This window comes from Bradyrhizobium sp. 170 (assembly GCF_023101085.1).
Classification (GTDB): domain Bacteria; phylum Pseudomonadota; class Alphaproteobacteria; order Rhizobiales; family Xanthobacteraceae; genus Bradyrhizobium.
Map to the genome: position 1 here is coordinate 3,774,167 of NZ_CP064703.1, position 19,837 is coordinate 3,794,003.

At 61.1% G+C, this 19,837-nt stretch carries 16 protein-coding genes; 12 read left to right on the plus strand and 4 right to left on the minus strand.

Translation table 11 applies throughout. The features are described from left to right. Positions 1-173 precede the first annotated feature (173 nt). On the plus strand, positions 174-1,676 hold the full coding sequence (locus tag IVB05_RS17345) for a porin (protein WP_247785768.1): 1,503 nt from the start codon (positions 174-176) through the stop codon (positions 1,674-1,676). Between the two features lie 267 nt (positions 1,677-1,943). Here IVB05_RS17345 and IVB05_RS43515 read toward each other — a convergent pair whose 3' ends face one another. Continuing rightward, positions 1,944-3,071, minus strand: a complete 1,128-nt coding sequence (locus tag IVB05_RS43515; protein WP_276578770.1) for an AraC family transcriptional regulator — start codon at positions 3,069-3,071, stop codon at positions 1,944-1,946. Between the two features lie 154 nt (positions 3,072-3,225). Between IVB05_RS43515 and IVB05_RS17360 the strand changes: the two genes are divergently transcribed. The 4 genes from IVB05_RS17360 to tehA all read left to right on the plus strand — a co-directional run bounded on the left by IVB05_RS17360 (position 3,226) and on the right by tehA (position 6,695). Beyond that, positions 3,226-3,585 carry a carboxymuconolactone decarboxylase family protein gene (locus IVB05_RS17360; protein WP_346771861.1) on the plus strand — a complete coding sequence of 120 codons (360 nt, stop codon included), beginning with the start codon at positions 3,226-3,228 and terminating at the stop codon, positions 3,583-3,585. Positions 3,586-3,594: 9 nt separating this feature from the next. After that, positions 3,595-4,242 (plus strand): reactive chlorine resistance membrane protein RclC, encoded by a 648-nt coding sequence (gene rclC / locus IVB05_RS17365; RefSeq protein WP_247785770.1) that lies wholly within the window; start codon positions 3,595-3,597, stop codon positions 4,240-4,242. A gap of 228 nt (positions 4,243-4,470) precedes the next feature. Continuing rightward, a complete protein-coding gene (locus IVB05_RS17370; protein ID WP_247785772.1) occupies positions 4,471-5,469 on the plus strand; it encodes a cupin domain-containing protein in 999 nt (332 codons plus the stop codon). A 233-nt stretch (positions 5,470-5,702) separates the two neighbouring features. After that, positions 5,703-6,695, plus strand: a complete 993-nt coding sequence (tehA, locus tag IVB05_RS17375; RefSeq protein ID WP_247785774.1) for a dicarboxylate transporter/tellurite-resistance protein TehA — start codon at positions 5,703-5,705, stop codon at positions 6,693-6,695. 315 nt (positions 6,696-7,010) lie between these two features. Here tehA and IVB05_RS17380 read toward each other — a convergent pair whose 3' ends face one another. Then, a complete protein-coding gene (locus IVB05_RS17380; RefSeq protein ID WP_247785775.1) occupies positions 7,011-7,928 on the minus strand; it encodes an AraC family transcriptional regulator in 918 nt (305 codons plus the stop codon). A gap of 502 nt (positions 7,929-8,430) precedes the next feature. Here IVB05_RS17380 and IVB05_RS17385 point away from each other — a divergent pair. The 7 genes from IVB05_RS17385 (at position 8,431) to IVB05_RS17415 (ending at position 17,918) form a co-directional block, all read left to right on the plus strand. Then, positions 8,431-9,372, plus strand: a complete 942-nt coding sequence (locus tag IVB05_RS17385; protein WP_247785777.1) for an NAD(P)-dependent oxidoreductase — start codon at positions 8,431-8,433, stop codon at positions 9,370-9,372. A 129-nt stretch (positions 9,373-9,501) separates the two neighbouring features. Then, the gene (locus IVB05_RS17390) at positions 9,502-10,461 is read left to right on the plus strand and encodes an aldo/keto reductase (RefSeq protein ID WP_346771862.1); all 960 of its coding nucleotides are present in this window, start codon (positions 9,502-9,504) and stop codon (positions 10,459-10,461) included. A 137-nt stretch (positions 10,462-10,598) separates the two neighbouring features. After that, positions 10,599-12,002: a cytochrome ubiquinol oxidase subunit I gene (locus tag IVB05_RS17395; RefSeq protein ID WP_247785780.1), complete on the plus strand. Its 1,404-nt coding sequence runs from the start codon at positions 10,599-10,601 to the stop codon at positions 12,000-12,002. 2 nt (positions 12,003-12,004) lie between these two features. After that, positions 12,005-12,988, plus strand: a complete 984-nt coding sequence (cydB, locus tag IVB05_RS17400; protein WP_247785781.1) for a cytochrome d ubiquinol oxidase subunit II — start codon at positions 12,005-12,007, stop codon at positions 12,986-12,988. A 165-nt stretch (positions 12,989-13,153) separates the two neighbouring features. Further along, positions 13,154-14,851, plus strand: coding sequence for a thiol reductant ABC exporter subunit CydD (gene cydD / locus IVB05_RS17405; RefSeq protein ID WP_247785794.1), 1,698 nt, complete (start codon positions 13,154-13,156; stop codon positions 14,849-14,851). Next, positions 14,848-16,665: a thiol reductant ABC exporter subunit CydC gene (cydC, locus tag IVB05_RS17410; protein ID WP_247785797.1), complete on the plus strand. Its 1,818-nt coding sequence runs from the start codon at positions 14,848-14,850 to the stop codon at positions 16,663-16,665. The genes cydD and cydC overlap by 4 nt, the downstream gene beginning before the upstream one ends. Beyond that, entirely contained in the window at positions 16,665-17,918 is a 1,254-nt protein-coding gene (locus IVB05_RS17415) for an arsenic transporter (RefSeq protein WP_247785798.1), read from the plus strand. The genes cydC and IVB05_RS17415 overlap by 1 nt, the downstream gene beginning before the upstream one ends. A gap of 98 nt (positions 17,919-18,016) precedes the next feature. Here the strand turns inward: IVB05_RS17415 and IVB05_RS17420 are convergent, their stop codons facing one another. Both IVB05_RS17420 and IVB05_RS17425 read right to left on the minus strand, forming a co-directional pair. Continuing rightward, entirely contained in the window at positions 18,017-18,433 is a 417-nt protein-coding gene (locus IVB05_RS17420) for a thioesterase family protein (protein ID WP_247785800.1), read from the minus strand. Between the two features lie 97 nt (positions 18,434-18,530). Continuing rightward, entirely contained in the window at positions 18,531-19,772 is a 1,242-nt protein-coding gene (locus tag IVB05_RS17425; protein ID WP_247785802.1) for an oxalate decarboxylase family bicupin, read from the minus strand. Between the last annotated feature and the right edge of the window lie 65 nt (positions 19,773-19,837).

Below are 19,837 nucleotides of genomic sequence, written 5' to 3' on the forward strand. Positions count from 1 at the left end.
GGCGGTCGCCCCACAGCAATCGTCGGCGCCGAACCTGTTGCCTTTTAAGATGACTGTGGCGCGGCTGCCACTCGGATCGGAATTTTCTGGCGTCGCTGCATATGGCGCCGACTTTGTCTTGCCGACCAACTTTACCATCCTACAATCGTACTTGTTGAGCCAGGGAGGCTCGCATGTCAAAGCTCGGCATTTTTGCTGCAGTGATCATCGCAGCCGCTGGCGCCTCCTACGGAGTTGAGGCGTGGGCCGCCGACGTCGTTCCGACCGGGGCTTCCGCGGCAACCGCCGCGCCCAAGCTGTGCACCGACGGTTGGGACTTTATTGCCACGGACTGCCAGCTGACTTGGCGGGGCATCACGGTCTATGGCGCAATAGACGCGGGGTTCGGCTGGCAGAGCCACGGCGCGCCGTGGGACCCACGATCCGCTGTCGGAGCCTCATACTTAATCCAGAAACAGAACAACTCGGCGCTTTGGGGCCCTGCACCCAACGCGTTGACCAATTCATTCATTGGAATCAAAGGAACTGAGCCGATCGGCGGGAACGTCTCTGTTGTCTTTGCTCTGGATGCCGGCTTCGACCCATATTCCTTGCGATTCTCCAATGGACCGGGATCGATTGCTGCGAACGCCGGCATCCCCCAAAACTTTGCAACCGCCTACTCGGATTCAAGCCGAGCGGGCCAGTGGTTCAACGGCCAAGGTTATGTCGGCGTCAGTTCTCCGACCTATGGCACCCTGACCGTTTTCCGACAGAACTCGCTGACCCTGGACGCTGTCTTCGACTACGATCCGTTCGGCGCCTCTTACGGCTTCTCACCCATCGGCTTTCAGGGAATAACCTGTGGCGGCGGCAATACCGAAAACTGTAGAAACTCGACGTCATTGAAATATCGGATCAACGTCGGCCAGTTCCGGGCGGCGGCGCTGTGGCAGTTCGGCGGCTACGCCCAGAACAATGCCTCCAATGGTGCATACCAGTTCCAAGCCGGCGGCGATATCTCAACGTGGGGTAAAGGTGTGCTCTCGGTCGACGCAATTTACAGCCATGTCAGAGATTCCGTGTCGCTCGCACTTGCGCCGGGAAGCAATAACGCCAATGGGGTGCCGATACCGCCGTTCTTGCCACAGACGCTCACAGCGACGATCTCCGACAATGAAGCCGTGATGCTCGTGGCCAAATACACGAACGGACCGCTGAAGTTGTACGCCGGTTACGAGCATATTCGATACATGGCGCCCAGCAATCCGCAAACCGCTTTCACCAATATCGCGGGAACCTTTCTTTGTCTGGGCTGCGATGCGCTCAACAACACGAATATCAACAATACCGCCTTCGGCGTGAACGGTCTTGGCAACAAGACTTTCCAAGTCATGTGGGCAGGGGCCAAGTACGCTGTTACTGAAAACCTGGATGTGATCGGCGCCTATTACCATTATATCCAGAATTCTTTCTTCGGCACCGCCGCCGGGGGGCCCGCCCCCTGCTTCGGCACCGAGCACCCGCAATGCGCCGGGACATTCGACGGGATCTCTGCCGCTGTCGATTGGCGGTTTGCACCAAAGTGGGATCTCTATTCCGGGATCATGTTCACGCAAGTGAATGGCGGATTGGCCTTCGGCTTTCTCCAGCGCAACAACATCGCCCCCACGGTCGGATTGCGCTTCCGCTTCTGAAAGCTGGCTACGACCGATCTGTGGGTGTGCTTCGGACCGCGGCGCTGACCCAGATTACCCTGCGAGCCAAGCATGACGGGGCCAGGGAAGCTTTGTGCCGGTCCGGGCCGCAGCCGGATTGACGGCGGACCAAAACCAAGAACGGGACCGACATGGGGCCGACAGTGCCCGCGTTTGCGACTGCAGCAAGTATGAGTCCGCTGTTGGCGCCAGAAACGGTCATTCCCGGATAGCCCGAGACATCGGGCCTGATCAGGTCTGAGCGTCTTAGGCCGATTGGATGTCATTTCTTACTCGCGATCGCCCCTCATGACGGGCCCGGAGTCTACCGGGCGAAATCCCGTAGCGTTTCCGAAACGCGCGCGAGAATGCGCTCTCGGAGTCGTAGCCGACCGCTGCCGCCACCTGCGCCAGGGTTGCATTCGTCGAGCTGAGGCGCTGGCGTGCCAGACCGAGCCGCAACTCACTCAGGAAGCCGAGCGGCGGAAGATCGCCCTCCCTGCGGAAGATCCGAACCAGGGTCGCTCGCGAAACATGCGCTTCCGCCGCAAGCTCGTCCAGCGTCCATGGATGCGCGGGAGCTCTCAACATGGCGGTGACGGCTCTGGCCGAAGACGACGACGCGAGCAGTCGTATTATGCCGCTCGATGACGCGGACTGTTCGAAATGCATGCGAAGCATCATCACGAAGAGAGCGGTGGCGAGCTCGGTGGCGATCGTCGCTGCGCCCGGACGCGCGGCCTGCAGTTCTTCATCGATCGCCTGCACGAGCATCCGCATCCGGTCGAACAGATCCGTTCTGCCGATGCTGAGCACGATCGCCTTTGGCAAAGCGGCGGTGACGAGGCTGTACATGGCCCCTTCGAAACGCAGCCGGCCGCAGATCAGCTCGGTGTCGCTCGCGTCGCGGGTGTTTGTCTTGATCCTGATCGCGTTGTTGTATTCGGTTCTGATCGGCACTCCAGGGCTTCCGCCGCGGCTCGCCGATCGCACGACGTGGGAGTCGCCCTGCGGGAGCAGAAGGATGCTGCCGGCTTCCAGCCTGAACGTTTCCCCGCAATACCGCTCCAGCAGGCAACTTCCATTGGTCACGATGTGAAATTGCGCAAAGCCCGTCGGCTCTGCTTCGTGCGCGACCTCCCATTGCAAGGCAAACCGGCACACATCCTGAATTTCCGGGCGCACCCGGAACAGGGGAGCAATCGCACTGAGCGGGTTGAGAGGAGCCGCCTCAGTCCCGGCATCCGGATGTTTGATCCGGTCCGCACAGATTTTGCGCCGCGAGAGCATCGCCAATTCCATGTTCGCACCGATTTCCCAAAGCATCGAATGAATGAGGAGAATGTAATGCGGATGCGCCAACCCAAGCGCGGAGTTCAGACGCGCAACGATCACGAATACGCGATGAAGAAAACATTCATCGGCGGCGCCCTTGCATTGCCGGTCCTGGCTTATCCCGCTCGCGCCTCGGCGCGCAACGCGGAGCGCTGAACACAGTCAATCTCACCGTTCATTCCGCGTTTCACATCGCACCGAAGAGGAGAGCGTCATGCACATGCTGGATTGGAATACATATCGGCAGCAGCTTCTCGCCGGGGTCGGCGGCTTCGGCAAGCTCAACCCCGATATCATCAAGGGCTACACCACCCTCAGCCGGGCCGGCCAGAAGGACGGTCACCTCGATGAAAAGACCCGCGAACTCGTCGCGCTTGCGGTCGCCGTCACCCTGCGCTGCGACGGCTGCATCACAGTACATTCCGCGGAGGCCCGGGAACGGGGTGCGACCAGGGAAGAGATAGCCGAAGTGCTGGGTGTTGCGGTCTCCGTCAATGCCGGCGCGGCCGTCGTCTATTCCACCCGCGCGCTCGACGCATTCGACGCCGCCGCCGAAATCAATCCCAACCCCTGAGGCGAACTCATGATCGGCTATCTTCGTCTGCCGCTTTTCTGGATCGCTCATTCCGATCGGGTCGGCATCCCGCTGATGCGCGTCGCCATCGCGATCGTCTTCCTGTGGATCGGCGCGCTCAAATTCGCGCCCTATGAAGCCGACAGCATCACGCCCTTCGTCGCCAACAGCCCGTTTATGTCGTTCTTCTACGAGCATCCGACCGAGTACAAGGCGCACCTCACGCACGAGGGTGAGTTGAAGCCGGCCGAGCGGGCTTGGCAGACCGCGAATAACACCTATGGCTTTTCCGACGGGCTCGGAACTATGGAGATAACGATCGGCCTGCTGACGCTGCTCGGCGTGTTCTCGCGCCGATGGGGCATCGTGGGCGCGACGCTCTCGTTCCTGACGCCGTTCGTGACGTTGTCTTTCCTGATCACGACGCCAGACGCGTGGGTCTCTGCGCTTGGCGATGCGCAGCACGGCTTCCCTTATCTGTCAGGCGGCGGACGGCTCGTGCTGAAGGATGTCATGCTGTTGGCCGGCGGCCTGCTGATCATGGCGGACAGCGCCCGCGCCTTCCTTGAGGCGCGCCCTTCTTGGTGGACCGCACAAAGAACGCCCAGAAGTCAAAGGAAAGATCAATCCGAACGGTCGGATTCCGACCTTGGTTGATGGTGATCTCGTGATGTCAGCCCGCCCAAACCAAAGGAGAGAAGTCATGGATTCCATTTCACGCCGCCAGATCTGGCAGTGACCGCTGCCGGAGGCCTCCTGACGACAACCACAGTTGTGAACGCGCAATCCGGGCCGTTCCAGTCCAGGCCGGGGGACGGGGGAGTTGCGCGAGCAGCGACGGAGCTGCCTCCGGGCGACAAAGTCGCTTACCACGATCCCAAAGAGGTGGCAGACACGCCCGATTTCCGCTTCTCGCTCGACGGCAACCGCCCGAAGGTGACGTCGGGCGGCTGGGCGAAGGAGGCCACCGTCCACCAGTTCCCCATCAGCAAGGGGATCGCGGGCGTCCACATGTTCCTCGATCCGGGCGGGTCGCGCGAGCTACACTGGCACGCAATCGCAGCCGAATGGGCCTATGTCATCGACGGGCGCTGCCAGACGGTGGTTCTCGACCCGTCAGGGGCGAGCGAGATCAACAACTACGGGCCGGGCGATCTATGGTTCTTCCCCAAGGGCCACGGTCACTCGATCCAGACCATCGGCGACAAGCCCTGCCACTTCATCCTCGCGTTTGACAACGGCGCCTTTTCCGAGCACGGCACCTTCTCGATCACGGACTGGATCGACGTGACGCCCAAGGACATGCTGGCGCTCAGCTTCGGCGCGCCGAAGGACGTCTTCGACGCCTTCCCGAAGGGCGAGACCTACATCCAGGCGGGCCCGGTGCTGCCCGCGTCGGAAGCCCTCGACGCGCCCTGGCCTAAGGAGTCGACGCACAAGTTCAGCCTGCTGCACGACAACCGGGCGGCGCGCGACTTCGATGGCGGCACGTTCCGCCTCGCGACGGTCGATGAGTGGCCCATCTCCAAGAGCATGTCAGGCGGCGTGATGAGCATCAAGCCGGGCGCCATGCGAAACCTGCATTGGAACGTGAACGCGAACGAGTGGCACTACTATCTGCGCGGCGTGGCGCTCTTCGGCTCGGGCGGGCGCGGCAAGGTGGCCGAGTTCCAGCCGGGCGACGTCGCCTATATTCCGCAGGGCTTCGGGCACGCGATCAAGAACGTCGGCGATGAAGATCTGGAAATCGAGCAGACTTGGGACAACGGCAAGTTCGAAGAGATTGACCTCGCCAAGTGGATGCAATCCAGCCCGCGATACCTGTTGGCCAACAACTTTGCCGGGGTACCCGAAACAACGATTACCAGGCTTAAGCAGACATAAGCGGCGCCCGGCATGCTATTCGGAATTGGGTCACGCCGGAATTTATGTGTCGGCCGCGTCGGACCGGGTTCACGGGCCGGATGGCCAGTGAGCTCCAGGTCCTGTTCTATCCCGTCACTGATGATGTCTCCGACAATGGCTCGTACGGCAGCAGCCTGCTGGCCCACCTATCGCGTGTCGGCCGCGGACATTTTCTTCCTCCAAGCTTCCGAAACACGGGTTGGAGGTCTCTCATGAGAATCAAGGTTCCGGTCGTGCCGGCCTCGTTCTTCGGCATGGTCATCGGTTTGGCCGGTCTCGGCACGGTCTGGCGCTGGGCGCATCAGGTCTGGGGCCTGCCGGCTGTCGTCGGCGAAGCGATCATCTGGCTTTCAATCGCCGTATGGGTGGGTCTTACGATCCTCTACATCGCCAAATGGTCCGTCGCCTGCGACGACGCCAGTGCCGAGGTCGCGGACCCCGTCCAGTGCTGTTTCGTCGGCCTGATCGGCGTCGCGACCATGCTCGTCGCCGGCGGTATCCAGCCCTATTCGCCCGCGCTTGCAGTGATCCTGTTCACGGCCGGCGCCGCCTTCGCGTTCGGCTTCGCGGTCTGGCGCACCGGCGGTCTCTGGCGGGGCGAGCGCGAGCACGCCGCAACGACCGCAGTCCTCTATCTGCCGAGCGTCGCCGGCAGTTTTGTCACCGCCATCACCGCCGCGGCGCTCGGCTATGCCGATTGGGGGCAAGTGATCTTTGGCGGCGGCCTCTTTTCCTGGCTCGCTATCGAATCCGTGCCGCTCGGGCGCATGCTGACCGGTCCGGAACTCGCCGCCGCGCTTCGCCCGACGCTCGGCATCCAACTCGCCCCGGCGCCGGTCGGTGCGGTCGCCTATCTCAGCGTCACACAAGGCCCGCCGGACGTGTTCGCCCATGCGCTGATCGGCTATGGCGTGCTGCAGTTGCTGATCCTCCTCCGCCTCCTGCCGTGGATTGGCCCGGGCGGGTTCACGCCCTCCTACTGGGCCTTCACCTTCGGCATCACCGCACTGGCGACGGCGCCGTTGAAGCTTCTCGCTCGCGGCGACAGCGGCGCGATTGCCGACCTTGCCGGCATCCTGTTCGGCGCGGCGAACCTAGCGGTCGCCGCCGTCATGATCGGCACGGTCCTGCTTGCGATGCGAGGAAAGTTGTTCGCGAAGACCGTGACCTTTCGCCTCTTGGCGCACGGCTCCCCCGCAGGGTGAGGAGCAGTTTCCGCGCTCGGGTGGCACCAACTGGACTGATCGCCTTCCTGTGCTCGCATCCGCGCTCCCAACGATCCCACGCAGATCGGTGATCCTGGACGCGGAGCTCGTATCTGAGGACGGGTTCAAAGTGCTGGTTCTCCAGAGATGCGGTACCCTTTGACCGTTGCCTGCTTGCGGGCATTGTCTATCCATAATCGGAAAAGGCAGTTGCCCATCTTGATCCATGAGCCGCAGCGGTCAATCCAGAAGGATAGCGGGGAGGGAGGTGAAGCGGCAGCCTTCCTTGCCGGCATAGATGTGGTTTGGTTGAGCCTAATCCTCTCGGTGGCCCCGATATTCGGTCGGCGTAAGTCCGGTGATTTTACGAAATGCTCTCGTGAACGAACTCGTTTCGCGAAAGCCAAGCTGGATGCCGATCTGTGTCACAGAGAGCGCCGGCCCCCGCAGCAGGCTCCTGGCGCGATCCATCCGGCGGTCCATATGGTAGCGATGCGGCGGCACGCCGAAGGATTGTTTGAAGGCGCGCGCAAAGTGAAAGACGCTCAGATCGACAAGCTCCGCGAGAGCGACCAACGAAACGTCCTCCGCGAGATGCTCCTCGATGAATTCCACCACGCGCTTCTGCTGCCACACTGGCAAGCCGCCACGCATCGGCCTCGCCACAACGGACGTGGTTCGTTCCAATCGGATGAGTTCGTGCATCAGTACCAGACTCAAGGCCTCTGCATACTGGCGGCTTCCCGGATCGCAGTTCCCGACCTCGGCCTTCAGTTTGAGCGCCGTATTCCAGACGGCTTGATCGAAGAAGAACAGTCGCGGACTGATCGTGGGACAAGTGATGCCAGTTTCCGGATCAAACAACGAATCCTGCACATCAATATAGAAATATGTGACGCGCGTGAGAACTCGCGGCGTCTGCCATCCGTAGAAGCGATGCCCGGCAGGCACGAAGCTGAGCTTGCAATTGAACTCGCGCAAAGTCGATTTTGGCAAACCCTCGATAAGCGTCTCGCCTTCATGTCGTTCTGCACGCTCGTAAGCGACCAGCAGATGCCTTCGCGCTTGGAAGCCGTATTCGAACGTTTCGCGCCGGGTGACCTCTACCGTGTCCGCTTGTATTGCGCCCCAGTTCGCTAGTTGCCGGCGAGCGATATCGGGCGGCGAAATTTCAACGATTGATGGAGGGGAGGGACGAGAATAACCCGCAATGCTGCTGCCGAGGTCACTCATACTGCCTCCAGACAGGCGCACTGGCTCTTCTCCTCGGCCAGCATTCTTCTGTCGAGACATGGAAGCGGCGGTGGGATCATTTTTCATCAAGCCAACATTGCTGTTCGCGGCCAAAGAGTGCTGTCCGCCTTTGTGGGAACTGTAGTCGAGGGCCAAACTAAAGCGGATGGGTTTTCCGCGCCATTAAATTGCCGTTCAGACACTAAATTCGATTTTACTCGAGGCGGAATGCGCGAGCCCAGGCGCGCGTGCGTCATGCGAGTGCCAAGCTGGGCGACGGAGATCGGGAAATCCAGGCAAGACAACGCAACGCGCGGCAAGCTGAGACAAGCACGGGATCCGTTCATCCCCAGATCCCGGATGTGCCCGTCGCAAGGTGCGCATCAATCGGTGCGGCTGCGCTGGGTCAGGAGTTCCTATGTCCGAGCACGAACCCGGCTCTCCTCTCACTTCCGGAGGTGCGTCCGTAGTTCCGTCCCGCGAGCGCGGAGGCGTTTCGAAATTGGCCGCTGCCCGCCCGCCGGCGCTGGGCGAAATTGGGTTTGTCGGCCTCGGCCGCATGGGGGCGGCGATGGCCGCCAACCTCGCGGCCAAGGGACGACAGGTGATCGCCTATGTCCGCCGCCCGGATCGGGTCGGCGAGCTTGAGGCACTCGGTCTGAGGCCCACCACGGACATTGGCGATCTGCTCCACTGCGACGTCGTCATCAGCATGTTGCCGGACGACGACGTCGTGCGCGAAGTCGTGTTCGGTCGCACGGAGGTTGGCCTCGACGGTCTGGCCGCGGGTCTGATGCCCGGCGCAATCCATCTGTCGATGAGTACGATCAGCACGGCGGCTGCATCGTTGCTGGCGCGCGAGCATGCGCGGAACGGACAAGGTTATGTCGCTGCGCCGGTCTTCGGGAATCCGGATGCCGCCAAGGCGCGCCAGCTGTTCATCGTTGCCGCCGGCGTCGCGGCCGATGTCGAGCGCTGCCAGCCGATCCTCGACAGCCTCGGACAAAGGACGTTCGTGATCGGTGACGAGCCGGGAAACGCAAATCTCGTCAAACTGCTCGGCAATATGATGAGCGCCACGGCACTAGAGATGCTCGGAGAAGTCGTTGCCGTACTCCGGAAGCATGGGCTGGATCCCCAGCCCTTCATCGACATCATGACGAGCACAATGTTCGGCGGGCGTGCGCACAAAATTTACGGCGACAAGATTGCTCGACAGAGCTACGCCCCGGGATTTGTCTTACCCCTCGTGCTCAAGGATGTGCGGCTTGCCCTTGCAGAAGCAGAGAACGCGGGCGCTCCGATGCCATCGGTGGGCGTGGTTCGAGACCGGTTAATCACGGGAATCGCGCGGGGTTACGGCGAACTCGACTGGACCGCCCTGGGGCGCATCGCCGAGGAGGAAGCCGGTCTCTACGCCGCGCCACCGGTCGCTGCCGATTGAAGTTGGACTTGTCCGCCATCCACAGCCTGAAGGCGCATCCACGGAAGAAAGAACAGGATTATGACTCATCAATCAGAAGCTCTCGCAATGAAACTGCCGCTTACCGAGATTCCCGGCACGTCGCTCAAGGTGTCGCCCGTCGCCATTGGCACCTGGGCCATCGGCGGGTGGATGTGGGGCGGAACCGACGAAGCTGAATCTGTCGCCACTATCCAGGCCGCTTTCGAGCACGGCATCAACCTTGTCGACACCGCCCCCGTCTACGGATTCGGCCGCTCTGAAGAGATCGTTGGCAGGGCGATCGCTGAAAGCGGGTCACGCTCGCACGTGCTAATTGCCACCAAGGCTGGACTTCAATGGGAGAACGGAAGGGTATCTCGCAACGCCAGCCGCGCCCGCATCATGCGCGAGGTCGAAGATTCCTTGCGCAGGCTTCGAACCGATTACATCGATATCTATCAGGTCCATTGGCCTGATCCGCTGATTACGATCGAAGAAACCGCGGACGCAATGCACATGCTGCTTGAGCAGGGGAAAATCCGCGCCATCGGGGTGAGTAATTTTTCGGTCGGCCAGATGGAGCGGTTTCGCTGCGTCGCGCCGCTGCATGTGCTGCAGCCGCCGTACAACTTGTTCGAACGCGGCATCGAGACCGACCTTCTACCCTACTGCCGAAAGAACAACATTGCGATGCTGGGATATGGGGCGCTGTGCCGGGGCCTCCTGTCCGGACGGATGCAGGCAAATACGGCTTTCGGTGGCGACGATTTGAGGCGCGCCGACCCGAAGTTCCTCGAGCCTCGCTTCGCGCAATATCAGACCGCTGTACACAGGCTCGATCGACTCGCTCAGCAACGCTTCGGCAAGCGGGTTATTCATCTGGCGGTCCGGTGGATGCTCGATCAGGGCATCACCACGGCATTGTGGGGCGCCCGGCATCCCGATCAGTTGCAGCCGGTAGACGAAGTGGTGGGTTGGTCGCTCGATGCCTCCGCCAAGCTCGAGATCGATCGGATCCTGCGCGAAACCATCACCGATCCGGTTGGCCCGGAATTCATGGCCCCGCCGTCGCGGAGCGTTGCAGCGTGACGCGCTGGTGGTCGACATCACATAGGGAAGGCGTTGCTGCTGGACCTCAGTTTGGCCTCGGCTCGTCGGGAATTGCGCAAAAAGATCCGGTCGATTGATCTAACCAATTCGCGACAAGATATCTTAGGAGGTTTCCAATGGACTCCGCGGCTCTATTCTTGTCGCGAATTCAATTCGCATTCACCATTTCATTCCACATCATATTTCCGGCCTTCACCATCGGGCTGGCAGCCTGGCTCACCGTCCTTGAGGCGTTGCATTTGCGCACCGGTCGCTCGGCTTATCGCGTGCTGTTCGACTTCTGGCTCAAGATATTCGGCCTAGCGTTCGGGATGGGGGTCGTATCCGGCATCGTGATGGCGTTTCAGCTCGGCATGAACTGGAGCGTGCTGTCCAGGATGTCGGGGCCCATTCAGGGGCCGCTGCTTTCGTACGAGACGTTCACGGCTTTCATGCTGGAGGCGACGTTTTTCGGGGTTCTCATTTTTGGCCGACCTCGCGTCCCCCCGTGGTTCTATCTCTTTTCAACCGCTATGGTTGCCCTGGGAACGACGTTCTCCGCCTTCTGGATCATGGTCAACAATAGCTGGATGCAAGCACCAGTCGGCTACGCCGTGGAAAAGGGAATATTCGTTCCGCACGACTGGACTGCAATCAACTTCAGCCCGGTGGTGTGGGTGCGGTTCCCGCACATGTTGCTTGCGGCATACTTGACCGGAGCGTTCTGCGTCGCCGCGACTGGCGCATGGTATCTGCTGCGCGGGAGGTTTATGGCCGAAGCCAAGATCATGCTCCGTATGGGGCTTTGTCTGGCAGCTGTGCTGATGCCGATTCAGCTCTTTATCGGACACCTGGCCGGCGACTATGTTCATGACCGCCAGCCCGAAAAATTTGCGGCCATCGAGGGCCGCTGGCATGACGAGCAGCCCGCCAGCGAAGTCTTGGTTGGCATTCCCGATGAAGCGTCGGCGAGCAACAAATACGCGATCTCGATACCCGTTCTTGGAAGCCTGATCGGAAGCATGAGCTTTGATTCCAAGGAGGTCGGGTTGACCAGTTTTCCGCGGCAGGACTGGCCTCCGGTACTTATCCCGTTTTTCACCTTTCGTATCATGGTCGGGTGCGGGTTGATCATGCTGGCGCTCGCCTTCATCGGCTCGTACCTCAGTCTCACGCGACGGATCGGTCGATACCGCCTGTTCCTGTGGGCGACATTTCTGAGCTTCCCGTTGCCCTTTATCGCGACGTGGACCGGCTGGTTCACCGCCGAGGTTGGTCGGCAGCCTTGGGCGGTCTACGGGTTGCTTCGAACCGCTGACGCGATGACCCCGTTCCTGACCGCCCAAGCGGCGGCGATCTCGCTCGTGATCTTTGCAATTGTCTACACGTTCATTTTTTCGTTCGGCGTCTTCTACATCTATCGGCTGATGCGGACCGGCTTGGTGCGGCCAATGGTGACGCCGGCATTTGCGGCGGTGCCCAACCGGCCGCTTTCGCTTGCCGGCGAGGATGCACGCGTGCTGGCGGAAGCTGGAGAATAGCCATGGTGACCTACTGGGTATCGCTGCTCGCCATCAGTATTCTGCTGTATGTCCTGCTGGACGGCTTCGACCTCGGCATCGGGATCCTGTTTGGGCTGACACGTGATGAAGCGAGGCGGCACGCCATGTGGGGGGCTGTCGCGCCGATCTGGGACGGTAACGAGACATGGCTGGTCGTCACCGCGGTTATCCTGTGGGGAGCATTTCCGGCCGTATATGCGATGCTGATGTCCGCGTTCTACCTTCCGCTCGTCGTCATGCTGTCAGCTCTCATCCTGCGCGGTGTGGCGTTCGAGTTTCGCTACAAGGCAGAGCGGATGCGCGGGATCTGGGACTTCTGCTTTTTCGGCGGCTCGCTGGTGGCGACCTTCGTCCAGGGCATGACCGTCGGCGCGCTGGTAGAGGGGTTGCCGATCGCGAACGGTCAGTACACTGGCGGCGATTTTGGCTGGTTCAGCCCGTTCGCCGTACTTTGCGGTATCGGGCTGTGTTTCGGCTACGCGCTTCTTGGCGCCTGTTGGCTGATCAGAAAGTGCGATGGGGACGTCAAGGCGGCCGCCTATCACCAGGTTCCTTATTTATCGATCGGACTACTGGTCTTCCTCGTTGCCGTGTTCTCCTTTGCGTTGGCTGAAAATCTCCAGATCATGCATCGATGGGTCGAGCGTCCCTATCTCTTCTTCTTTCCCGCTATCGCTGCCTTGGCGGCAATCGTGCTTGCGATCAGCGTTGAGCGCCATCGCGACGGATTGCCGTTCTACATGGTCGCGCTGATCTTTCTGTCGGCCTTCGGAACATTGGCCAACTCGTTCTGGCCGTACATGATCCCCTACGTCATGACAGTCGAGGAGGCCGCGGCGCCTCATTCCAGTCTGGCATTCATGTTCTGGGGGGAGGGGCTCTTCGTTTACCCGCTGATGCTGATCTACACGGTGATCAGCTATCGGGTATTTAGGGGGAAGGTACGCGCGACACCGATGCACTGAGGGGTCCGCCGGCGGCCCGGCTAAAATCGAATTTAAGTTGCTGAATCCCAATTTAATGGGCGAACCTTCATTTTGCGGTCACTGTACCACAGCGACCGTCCTGTTACTTGCGTCGCCACTATTCGTCGCAATCGACTTTATTCGGCTTCCGAAAGCGGAGTTCTCATGACCGATCGCTTTGGGATACTCTCCTGTCGGATCCCATCCACTGCGGTGGCGCTCTCGCTTGCAGCAAGCCTGATCTGGATTCCCCAGGCCCTGATTCTCGCCGACACCGTTGCGGCTGTTTGCATCGGCACCGATGCCGAACTGACCGGACTGTCGCCGATCGTGCTCGCATCGATGTTCGCGCTGTTGCTGGTGGCCCGATCCGTCGCCGACACTGGAGCGTTTTCGATAAGCGCTCGCACTTCCACGGCGAAAAAATTGGATCTGCGGCGCAAGCTCATTCAAGCTGTTCTACCGTGGTCCCCGTTCGATGCCACCCGGCCGCCGGCCGGCGAAATCGCGTCGCTTGTTGTTGATCAGGTAGAGACGATCGACCCGTTTCTCGTCAGGTATCAGATCGCCCGATTCAGAATGGTGGTGGTTCCCGTCGCAATTCTCGTCGCGATTCTGCCGGTCAGCTGGGCTGTCGCATTGATGCTGGCGATCGCTGGACCGGTAATTCCGATTTTCATGGCGTTGATCGGCGCAACGGCGCGGGAGCGCAGCCGCCGGCAACTCGACGAAGCGGGCAACTTGACCGGGCTACTGCTCGATCGCCTGCGCGGTCTGGCGACCATCCGTCTATTGGGCGCTGAAGAGCGTGTCGCCGCGGCAATCGGGGCTTCCGGTGAGCGCATGAGACGCTCCGCCATGGATGTGCTGTCGGTCGCCTTTCTGTCTTCTGCGGTGCTCGAATTTTTTGCCACCGTCGGTGTCGCGATGGTGGCGCTTTATGTCGGCTTCTATCTTTTGGGATGGGTTACCTTTGGCGCCACACTGACCGGTTTCGGACTATCCGGAGGTCTGTTCATGCTGTTGCTGGCGCCGGATTTCTTTCAGCCGTTGCGAGAGTTCGCGGCCGGCTATCACGACCGCGCCGGCGTGGCGGGGTTCGCCGAACGCACAGATGATATCTTCAACGTCGAGCGGCCGAGCATCGTCGGTCACCTTGATGCCACCGCGCATCGCCATCTCGATCGTCCTCCAGCGTCCTCAGTGGACGTCAGACGGTTGACTGTCCGGCTTGCAGGCTGTGAGCGTCCGTTGCTGAAGCGTGCGAACCTTGCGGTCGCCGCCGGCGAGCACGTCGCGATCATGGGACTGAGCGGCGCCGGGAAGAGCGCCTTGCTTCACGCTATCGCAGGTCTCATCGAAGGAGTTCAGGGCCGAATTGCGATCGATGGCATGCTCCTTACAAGCGACACGGCGAAAACTTTACGTCGTCGAATGGCCTGGATCGGACAGGAGCCGTTTGTGCGGCAAGCCTCGCTCGAGCGAAATCTTCAACTGGGGGACCAGTCGATCGACCGCGAGCGCGCCGCCGCCGTGCTTGAGACCGCGCGCCTGACGGAACAGGTAGCGCGGATGCAGCGCCAGATGCTGACGCCGATCAGCGAGAATGGTGCAGGTCTCTCGGGCGGGGAGCTTCGCCGTCTCGCGATCGCGCGCGCGGTGCTAGCCGATGCACCGGTGATTCTTGCGGACGAGCCGACGGCGGATCTCGACGGCGCGACTGCAGATGAAGTTCGCTCGGCACTTCTGGATGCGGCGCGGGGGAAGACACTGATTGTTGCGACACACGACGAAGATCTGGCTCGCCGGATGGATCGGATCATTACCCTGTGCTTCGGCAGCATCGAGGAAATCGCTTCGTGACCGGGACGGCCGCATTGCTCGAGGTGCTTTGGTCGATGATCCGCTTCGCGCCATGGCGCTTCATAAGTGGCGTGGCACTGGCCGCACTGACACTTGCAGCTGGGGCAGGGCTACTCGCCCTTTCCGGCTATCTAATCGCGGGCTCGGCGATCGCGGCAATAGGTTTGGTAGCGTTTGACATGGTCATTCCCAGCGCCACGATACGCTTGTTTGCCATTGTGCGCACGGTTGCCCGTTACGCCGAACGGCTTGCAACCCACGACACTACCTTCCGCTTCATTGCGGGATTACGCGCGAACGTTTTCCGGTCCATCGCAGATGGACGTGGCGAGTTGGCCAGAACGCAGGCTGGCGTGCTTCTCGCGCGACTCTCGAGTGACCTCGACGCGCTCGATGGTCTGAGCATCCATTTCGCAACTCCGCTGTTCGCCGCAGCGGTCATCCTCACAGGCTTTGCAGTTATCCTGTGGGGCATCAGTCCGCTCTTGGCTGCCGCCACGATCACGCCTGTTTTGCTCGGCGGCGTCCTGGCGCCTTGTTTGATCGGAGTTTTCGCGACCCGCGACGCGCGAAGGCGAATGCTGGCGCTTGACGCTGCCCGGACACGTCTGGCCGACCTGGACCGCGGACGCACCGAGCTCTGCATTGCGGGGGCGCTCGCTGCTCACGCAGAAGGCGTTGCTGCGGCCTCTAAACTCGCGGCCGAGACTGAACTTCGTCTCATACAGCTCGCTGCCGGCCTGCGGTTGGCGGGATCGTTGGGGAGTCAGGGCGCGATCCTCGGCGCGCTACTCAGTGGGGCGGCTCTAGTCGGCTCACACAATGCAACGCCGCTGATGTTTGCGGCCATTGTCGTTTTCTCCTTCTCACTCGGCGAAGTGGTGGCTCCGCTCCGTTTGGCAGCGTTGGATTTGGGGCGTTGGACCCTTGCTGCGCGCCGGGTACGACTATTACTAGGCGATCAAATTGCGACGACGGACAAGCCGGTCGAACATGAGCTCGCGAATTCTCTCGGCGACCTCAAACTTGTCGATGTTAGCTTCACGTTTCCAGGTGAAAACGAACCCGTCGCAAAAGACATTTCGCTGCGCGTGGCACCGGGGGAGACGGTCGCACTCGTGGGGCCTAGCGGCGGCGGCAAGTCGACCATTCTGTCCCTCGCCGCCGGCCTGCTCACACCGGATTGTGGGGCCGTAGCGCTTGGTGGCGAAGGTCTTAGCCGGCCAGGCCGGGCGGCGTCTGGTGGTCGTATCGGCTATCTTCTGCAGCGAACCGAATTGTTCCGCGGTTCGATCGCCGACAATCTGCTGATGGGCCGGCTCGACGCAAGCGATGACGAGCTGCAGATCGCTGTGGCGGCGGTCGGTCTTGATCAGGCAATCGCAAATCTGCCGAAGGGATTACACCATCAGCTTGGAGATGGTGGAACAGGTCTCTCGGGCGGGGAGCGGCGACGATTGGGGATTGCTCGTTTGCTTATCGCATCGCCGGATGTCTACGTCTTCGACGAAGCGACGGAAGGGCTTGATGCCGCAACCGCCGCCCTCGTGATCGAGAATATTCGGTTCGAAACGCGCGGGCGAGCCGTCCTGCTGGCCACACATCATCGGGACGAAGCCGACAACGCCGACACGTTGCTATGGATAGAAAAGGGCAAACTGACCCAAATGGCGCGCAGGGGCGAAACCGCTTTCGATGCGATCCTCGATCAGCTTAATCCGCGCAGTTGTCGAGGTCTGGACCCTGGTCGAGGAGGTAGGCTTGCTGAGCACGGCGGGAGAATCCCTGCGGCCGGGCTCGTAGGTGCAGGCTGATGGCGTTCAATTCGGCCATCTGGGCAATTGCGGCTGTAGCAACGTTTGGCGTGATCGCCCGGCCATGGAATTCGCCGGAGTTCGTTTGGGCGACGGTGGGTGCCGCGATGCTGGTGCTGTTCAACCTACTGTCCTGGCAGGAGGCGGTCGCAGCCGTCGGCAAGGGCACTGACGTCTACCTCTTTCTAATCGGCATGATGCTGCTATCCGAAGTCGCCAGGAAGGAGGGGCTGTTCGACTGGCTCGCGACTCTAGCGGTGAGCCATGCGCGCGGCTCGGCCAAACGGCTATTCCTGATTATCTACGTCGTCGGCACTCTCGTGACGGTGTTTTTGTCGAACGATGCCACCGCGGTGGTGATGACGCCGGCGGTGTACGCGACGACGCGGGCCGCGCAGGTCGAGCCTCTTCCTTATCTCTTCATTTGCGCCTTCGTCGCCAATGCCGCGAGTTTTGTTCTTCCGATCGCCAATCCTGCCAACCTCGTCGTGTTCGGCGGGCAGATGCCGACTCTTTCGGAATGGCTGCGTTATTTTACTGGGCCGTCGCTTGTTGCGATCGTCGCGACATACGTCGTATTAGGGTTGACGCAACGGTCTGCGCTTGATGCAAAGGTCGCGGCTATCAAAGCGGCGCCCCCGCTGACGCTGGGTGGCAAGCTTGCGGCGATCGGAATCGCACTGACAGTCGTCGTGCTCCTGTCGGCATCTGCGTTCGATCGGCCACTCGGGCTTCCCACTTTTTGCGCCGGGGCATCCTTGACCGCCCTTGTGCTGGTCATTGCGCGGCAATCGCCGCTGCCGATACTCAAGGACGTTTCTTGGGGCGTGCTGCCGCTCGTCGCAGGTCTATTCGTTGTTGTTGAGGGATTGAACCAAACCGGTGTATTTTCAGCGCTGGCGCGCAACCTGCACGACGCTGTCACGGCGTCGCCGCAAGCGACGTCGTGGGTCGCAGGCGTCGCCGTTGCAGTTGCCTCCAACCTCGTCAACAATCTGCCGTTGGGTCTGATCGCGGCGGCCACAAGTCATGCTGCGCAGGTGTCTCCGCACGTGGCTGGCGCAATCCTGATTGGCGTCGATCTCGGGCCCAATCTTTCCGTGACGGGATCGCTCGCCACCATCCTGTGGCTGATTGCACTGCGCCGAGAGGGCGAGAACGTTACGCCACTTCGGTTTCTCAAGCTTGGCCTCATCGTCATGCCGCCTGCGCTGATGCTGTCGCTGCTAGCCTTGTCGGCGCTACCCCCATGAACAGGGAATCGTCCATGGACCGAGAAAGACTGCGTTAAGGGCAAAGGTAAGGGGGAGAGTAGTGCCAAGGACGGCACAACGGGCGATTTCGGATCGCTTTAATCCAGGCTCGCGGCGAGCTGCCTTACTCCGAACCGTTGCTCGAACTCCGTCACATTGACGATGCCGCGGCGATGGGTGCCATCGCCGATCTTGCGAGCGCCGTCCCAGGCCTCAACCTCGAATACCACGCTCTTGGGGTCGATCTTGACGACGCGAGAAATAGCGCGAACGGTGCGGCCGACCGGCGTTGCTGCGAGGTGACGAACTTTCACGTCCATGCCGACGCTGACGAAGCCCTTTGGCAGGTGCGAGGCGATCGCGGAGCCTGACGCCATTTCCATATGCAGAATCATCATCGGTGTGGCGTAGACCTGCGGCATCTGCGCCACGAAATGGCCGACTGTCATATCGGAGGTCACGGTGACGGTGTTCTCGGCCGTCATGCCGATCATGACGTTGTCAAGCGCATCCATATCTTCCTCGTTCTCGGTCTTGTGGCGAACTGGCGGCGGTTTCTGACGCCGCCAGGAACTTTGTCGCATGGGAGGGCCTGACTTCGTCCGTCGCGATCTACGATCTGGGCATGACGCCTGGCCCGTTGTCCGGCCATTTCGCGATGGTCGCCTCGTCGATATTCAGATGCTGGGCTACCAACGCCGGCGGCGTGTGCGTCAGCCAGTTGGACAGTGAAATCTCTTCGTAGCGCGAAGCCCTAAAGACGCCGACGAACTGCAGGTCGGTGTCGCCGACATTCTCGACATAATGTCCAAGGTTACGCTTGACGTAGCCGATGTCGCCAGGATTGAAATCCATCGTCATCGCATTCGGGCCGGTATTGAAGACCGTCATGCGTCCCTTTCCCTTGATGTAATACTGCCATTCGTCGGCGTTCGGGTGCCAGTGCATCTCGCGCACACCGCCGGGACGAACGGTTACCAGCGCGGCTGCAATCCTGGTTGCGACGGGGAAGTTGCTACTGTCGGCGATCCGCTCGTCGCCGCCCCTGGATTCCCTCGCCGGTGCCGACGATGCAAGGCGGAAGATAAACGGATGAGGTGGAACGCGGCCGGTTTTGCTGATCGCAGCACGGTCAGATGCCAGATCGCCGGGCAAGGTGCCCTGGAAGATCCAGAGGTTCTGCAGCGGGATCTTGGCGAATGTCTGGGCCGGGACGCCAAAATTCTTGGCAAGGATCTCGGGAGGCGTATGAGCGAACCAGTCCGTCACCAATAGCGTATTGAATTCGCTGGCATCGCCGTCGTCAAAGCAGATTACGAATTCGCAGCCGTCCGGGCCGAGACCCTGTAGCGAATGCGGCTGGCCTGCCGGAAAATACCAAAGGTCGCCCTCGTTGACGTCCGCCACGTATGGCCGGCCTACAGCGTCGAGAACGGTCACGCGGCAGCTGCCGTAGGTCATGATCGCCCACTCGGCGGCCTGGTGCCAGTGCAATTCCCTGATGCCGCCGGCGGTCAAACGCATGTTGACGCCCGTGATCGTGTTTGAGATGGCGAAATCAGCCTGCGTCACCTGCCGTGCCCAGCCGCCGTTCTGGATGCGCTTTGGCGCGTTGTTGAAGGACGCCCAGTCAATCGGCATGCCGCCGACGTCGGTGGCGGGCGGAGTTTGCGCTGAAGGAAACTGGTTGCCGATGGCCTCATTTTGCGGGCCAGGATCTCTGAGACTTCCTGGAGCTTTGGCGTTGACAGCGCCTTGCGCCGGCTGGTCCGGATTACCGAAGGAAGCGGCGTGCGCCGCGGTTGCAACTGCACCTGCAGCACTGACTGCCAATACGTTCCGTCTCGAAAACATCGTCGTCGCTCCTCTTAGAAAATCGACTGCGGGTCCATCAGAGATAGGTCCACGATTATCCTGAG

Bases quoted from the DNA above. Each gene is read 5' to 3' on its own strand.
- IVB05_RS17345 (WP_247785768.1), top strand. From the start codon at position 174: ATGTCAAAGCTCGGCATTTTTGCTGCAGTGATCATCGCAGCCGCTGGC.
- IVB05_RS17360 (WP_346771861.1), top strand. From the start codon at position 3,226: ATGCACATGCTGGATTGGAATACATATCGGCAGCAGCTTCTCGCCGGG.
- rclC (WP_247785770.1), top strand. From the start codon at position 3,595: ATGATCGGCTATCTTCGTCTGCCGCTTTTCTGGATCGCTCATTCCGAT.
- tehA (WP_247785774.1), top strand. From the start codon at position 5,703: ATGAGAATCAAGGTTCCGGTCGTGCCGGCCTCGTTCTTCGGCATGGTC.
- IVB05_RS17380 (WP_247785775.1), bottom strand. From the start codon at position 7,928: ATGAGTGACCTCGGCAGCAGCATTGCGGGTTATTCTCGTCCCTCCCCT.
- IVB05_RS17395 (WP_247785780.1), top strand. From the start codon at position 10,599: ATGGACTCCGCGGCTCTATTCTTGTCGCGAATTCAATTCGCATTCACC.
- cydB (WP_247785781.1), top strand. From the start codon at position 12,005: ATGGTGACCTACTGGGTATCGCTGCTCGCCATCAGTATTCTGCTGTAT.
- cydD (WP_247785794.1), top strand. From the start codon at position 13,154: ATGACCGATCGCTTTGGGATACTCTCCTGTCGGATCCCATCCACTGCG.
- IVB05_RS17415 (WP_247785798.1), top strand. From the start codon at position 16,665: ATGGCGTTCAATTCGGCCATCTGGGCAATTGCGGCTGTAGCAACGTTT.
- IVB05_RS17420 (WP_247785800.1), bottom strand. From the start codon at position 18,433: ATGGATGCGCTTGACAACGTCATGATCGGCATGACGGCCGAGAACACC.
- IVB05_RS17425 (WP_247785802.1), bottom strand. From the start codon at position 19,772: ATGTTTTCGAGACGGAACGTATTGGCAGTCAGTGCTGCAGGTGCAGTT.